This is a genomic window from Candidatus Enterococcus willemsii (assembly GCF_009933335.1).
GTDB classification, from domain to species: Bacteria; Bacillota; Bacilli; order Lactobacillales; family Enterococcaceae; genus Enterococcus_F; species Enterococcus_F willemsii.
In genome coordinates, this window is the sequence record NZ_MAEL01000041.1 from 1 (window position 1) to 4300 (window position 4300).

Sequence of the window (4300 nt, forward strand, 5' to 3'; positions counted from 1 at the left end):
ATATTTTCCAATCAAATATAACTCAAAAACACCAAAACCTTTAACAAGCAAAGGTTTTGGTGTTTTTTTGTAGAAAAATATTATCAAAGAACTCAAATTGTTTAATAAGAAGCTGTCTGTTATGGCTAAGTTGAGCATAACAAGAGTATTTTTTAATATATACTTATTTTTCGTACAGCATATCAACGTTATGCCATTTTGTTATAGTTCTTGCATCTATTTGAATTGGATTTTGTATGCGGTTACTTCTATTATGAATATAAGATTTGTTCGAACATCTCTAGAAACAAATATTTGTTAGAAAGAGGGATACAAATGAAAGATTCTCTTACAAAAGGTTCAAAACAGCCGAAAAAATTAGGCATTGATCGCAATGGCTGGATTGGAATTGCTTTATCAGTAATTGTCTTTTCTATCTTGTTCTTTATGCCATTACCAAATGGGATGACTGTTGAAGGGCAAAAAAGCTTAGCAATATTTTCTGCTGCATTAATTATGTGGGTGGCAAAACCTATTCCAATTTATCAAACCTCCATTATCGCTATTTTGTTACTTCCGTTAATTGGTGCAGTTGAAGACCAAGAAATTGCTTTTGGAACATTAGGATTTGACATAATTTGGCTGATGGTTGCAGCTTTTGTATTGACATCTGCAATTAGTGAAACAAATTTAGGAAAACGTATGGCTTTATTTATGGTGACGCGTTTTGGTAAAACGAAAAAAAGGACATTGGCTGTTTTAGTGATAGTTAATTTTATTCTAGCTTTCTTTGTTCCATCCACCACAGCAAGAGCTTCATTAATTATGCCAATAGCGATTGTTTTATTGGAAGTTTATAAAGCTGTCCCAGGGGAAAGTAAATTTGGAAAATTGATGATGTTACAAGGAGTACAAAACAATGCCTTTGCGACATCCATGGTGGTGACAGCTACGTCTGCTCAAGTTATTGCGATGGGCTTTATTAATCAACAGGCTGGTGGAAGCATTGGCTACATGCAATGGTTGATTGGTTCAGCTCCTCAAGCAGTTTTAACTGCATTAATTACTTTTTTCGTTGGTGTAAAATTGTATAACATTAATGCTGAAGATAATGAAGATCCAGAAAAAGCAAATACCATTCAAGGAATTTTGAAGAAACAACTAGATGAACTTGGATCAATGTCAGTAAAAGAAAAGAAAGCCGCATTTATTTTCTTAATCACATTGATTTTATGGGCAACAGGTGATTATCAAGAAGCGCTCTTAGGTTTTGCAATTAGTACAGAGCAAACAGCAGTGCTTGCGATGCTTCTTTGTCTACTACCAGGAATCGGTGTATTGACATGGAAACAAGCTAATATTAAGTGGGATTTAATGATTTTCTCAGCAGGTGCATATGCTGTGGGAAATGCTTTCAATGACTCTGGTGGAGCAACTTGGATTATTGAACGTTTAGTAGCGACGATTGGTTTAGATCGCTTACCGCATTCTATCGTGGCTGTTATTTTAATTTTTATTACCATTTTTAGCCATTTAATTTTTACCAGTAAAACTGTTCGGACAACTATTTTAATTCCAGCAATTATTTCAATTGCGTTAACTTTAGGAATGGATGCTGTCTCATTAGCGCTCGCTTGTTCATTTGGTATTGCCTCAACAATTACACTGCCACCACATTCAAAAGTAAATACGCTTTATTTTGGTTCTGGGTACTTTTCTGTCTTAGACGAATTGAAATTCGGATTAATTTCTTGCTTTATTAATGCTTCTGTTATTTCCATTGTTTATTTCACATGGCTACAGATTGTTTTATAAGACAGAACCGTTAGCACACATACAATATAATTGAAAGAAGTGAGTATTTATATTATGAAGAAAAAAATTATCGTTGCGATTGCTGATGGTTTAGGCGATCGTCCAAATAGAGAACTAGGTAATTTGACACCTTTGCAATATGCAACCACGCCACATTTAGACTTTTTAGCAGCAAAAGGAAGTACGGGTCTAATGGATCCAATTGCACCAGGAATCACGGTAGGGACTGATATGGGCCATATCGTTTTATTTGGTCATGATTCAACTAAATATCCTGGACGAGGTCCAATTGAAGCGGCCGGTGTCGGGCTGGATTTAATCGAAGGAGATATTGCATTTCGATGTAACTTTGCAACATATGATGGTTCCGTAATTATTGACAGACGAGCAGGACGGATTCGAAAAGGAACAGAAGATTTAGCAAAGGCTTTGAATAACATGCAAATTGATGATGTTGTTTTTAAATTTAAGGAAGCGACTGAACATCGTGCTGTACTTGTGATGCGAGGGGAAGGATTAAGTGCGCAAGTATCGGATTCAGATCCGAAAGCTCCAAATGATGGCAAACCATACAATGAAGTTTATCCATTGGATGACACACCGGAAGCGAAGAAAACGGCAGATATACTCAATAAGTTTCTCCAAAAAGCTTATTGTCAATTAAAATATCATCCAGTAAATATTGACCGCGTCGCGCAAGGAAACTTGGCAGCAAACTTTATTATTACCAGAGGTGCTGGGCGAATGACACAAATTCCGCATTTAGGTGATGAATTAGGTTTTAGCTGTTCGGTTATTGCGGGTGAAGATACTGTATTGGGTGTAGCGAGATTATCCGGCTATACAGCCATTCAACATAAGAACTTTACTGGTAATGTGGATACAGATGTTGCGCTTAAAGCAAAATTGGCCTTAAGAGAGTTAGAAACGAATGATATCGTTTTTGTTCATATGAAAGCAACAGATGTAAAAGGCCATGACAATGATCCAAAAGGAAAAGCAGTTGCGATTGAGAAATTTGATGAAATGGTAGGGTATATTTTACCGCATTTACCTCAAGATGCCATTGTTGCTTTATGTGCAGATCATTCGACACCTTGTGAAAAAGGTGAGCACAGTGGAGAACCTGTACCTGTCGTCATGTCAGGAGCGGGAATTTTGGCAGATTCTGTTCAAACTTATGATGAAGAGGCATGCGGAAAGGGACGCTTAAATCGCTTAACGGGTCACCAGTTTATATGGAGCTTATTAGATTATTTAGAAGTTGTACCTAAACAAGGTAATTAACGAGTTATATATCCTCCTTATGTCTAACTATTCTAAAACACAAAAAGAATCGGCTATTAACGTTTCTTTTTGTGTAAATAGTTAGTAATAAGTCAAGAATTTATACATACAATACTTTTCAATGAAGGGGGTGTTCTTTTGGATATCACGAAACTACAGACGTTTATAACTCTTGTCAAGACAGGGAACTTTACGCGAGCAGCAGATAAATTATTTATGTCGCAACCCAATGTTTCGAAGCATATTAAAAGTCTAGAAGCAGATTTAAATATCAATTTGATTCATCGAAAAAGCCAAGAATTTACCTTAACAGATGCAGGGGAAGAGTTTTATACTTATGCGCAACAGATTATTTCTTTATATGAAGAAGCAATTATGAAAATAGATGATAGAAAGAAGAAAGAACAGAATAGTCTTGTATTTGGAACGACAACAGCATTTGGTTCAAACTTTTTACCAGAGTATCTTCGGCAATTTAACCAAATACATCCTAATACAACAATCAAGTTTTGTATAGAAAAGTCAATAACTATTATTTCAATGTTAGAAAAACGAGAAATCGAATTTGCTATTTTATCAGAATATGTAGCATCACATTTATCTCAATGTGAAAAATGCGTCATTGGAGTAGACAAATTAGTCTTAATCGTGGATTCGAAACACCCTTTAGCGAAAAAGAAGACCGTTCATTTAAATGAATTGAATAAAGAGTACTATATAACGAAAAGTAAAGATTCCTCTCTTCATAAATTCATTCAATCAAAGTTAGATAACCCTGAATTTATGAAAAATTCTCAAGTAGAATCAGGAAATCAGTTTAGTATTAGAGAAGCAGTCATTCGTGGCATTGGTGTTTCGATTGTTTCTGAACAAGTTATTCAACCAGAAATTAAAAGTGGGAAATTAGTCGCATTAGAAATAGAAGATTACCCACTAAATAGAGATATTATGGTCGTATATCTTGAGGAAACAACTTTAAGTGATTCTGCTAAGGCATTCATTGCTAGCTTTGTATCTGAGGAAAATTTGTAGATGGATTTTTAGTTGATGGATAAAGAAACTCTCTTATTACATAAGGGAATAAGGGGGATTTTATGTATATTAATTTTGAAAAGAACACAGATAAATGTAATTGATTGTGCATTATTACACTTATTTGCGGTAAGATAGATATGTGGTTTTTGGTAGAGAAATTATCCTAGTTCTATTAAAACCAAGA

The 4300-nt window shown here is 34.9% G+C and carries 3 protein-coding genes; all 3 read left to right on the forward strand.

Annotated features, from left to right (window positions below):
- The first annotated feature begins 315 nt into the window (after positions 1 to 315).
- The 3 genes from BAU17_RS07645 to BAU17_RS07655 all read left to right on the forward strand — a co-directional run bounded on the left by BAU17_RS07645 (position 316) and on the right by BAU17_RS07655 (position 4113).
- On the forward strand, positions 316 to 1794 hold the full coding sequence (locus BAU17_RS07645) for an SLC13 family permease (protein WP_161902221.1): 1479 nt from the start codon (positions 316 to 318) through the stop codon (positions 1792 to 1794).
- A 54-nt stretch (positions 1795 to 1848) separates the two neighbouring features.
- Positions 1849 to 3081, forward strand: coding sequence for a 2,3-bisphosphoglycerate-independent phosphoglycerate mutase (apgM, locus tag BAU17_RS07650; protein ID WP_237579095.1), 1233 nt, complete (start codon positions 1849 to 1851; stop codon positions 3079 to 3081).
- A 138-nt stretch (positions 3082 to 3219) separates the two neighbouring features.
- Positions 3220 to 4113 carry a LysR family transcriptional regulator gene (locus BAU17_RS07655; RefSeq protein WP_161902222.1) on the forward strand — a complete coding sequence of 298 codons (894 nt, stop codon included), beginning with the start codon at positions 3220 to 3222 and terminating at the stop codon, positions 4111 to 4113.
- Positions 4114 to 4300: the final 187 nt, after the last annotated feature.